The sequence below is a fragment of the Acidovorax sp. GW101-3H11 genome (assembly GCF_001633105.1).
Classification (GTDB): domain Bacteria; phylum Pseudomonadota; class Gammaproteobacteria; order Burkholderiales; family Burkholderiaceae_C; genus Acidovorax.
The window spans coordinates 1-480 of record NZ_LUKZ01000005.1; the positions used below are offsets into that span (position 1 = coordinate 1).

The 480-nt window shown below is 44.8% G+C and carries 1 rRNA gene; it reads right to left on the reverse strand.

What is annotated here, in order from left to right:
• Positions 1–340 precede the first annotated feature (340 nt).
• Positions 341–453 (reverse strand): 5S ribosomal RNA (gene rrf / locus A1D30_RS04760).
• Between the last annotated feature and the right edge of the window lie 27 nt (positions 454–480).

Genomic DNA, 480 nt, shown 5'->3' on the forward strand with positions numbered 1-480 from the left:
GATCTTGATTTTTTTCGCTCTTTCGAGCAACTCATAATTAAGAATTGAAGTGAACTTCACTTCTCTCTCATGAGCGTTTGTAGTGCTAAGCACTAGTTCCAAAGAACTTGGCACTCGCCATCAAACGCCCACGCTTATCGGCTGTATATTTTTAATGAACCGGATCACTCACAAAGACCGAAATCTTTCTTTGCTTTCCCGACTTAGCTGCGATCAGCTGAGCCTTGAATTCTAGCACAGTTTTTTAAGAACTGTCAAACTTATGTTTTCTTTTGGAGCATGATTCCATGCTTCAAAAGAAAACACCCAGTACGAAGACTGGGTGCTTCTCGCTGTAAGAGCCTGACGATGACCTACTTTCACACGGGAACCCGCACTATCATCGGCGCAAAGTCGTTTCACTGTCCTGTTCGGGATGGGAAGGAGTGGTACCAACTTGCTATGGTCATCAGGCATAACTTGGTGTTGGCCTGCTCTGTG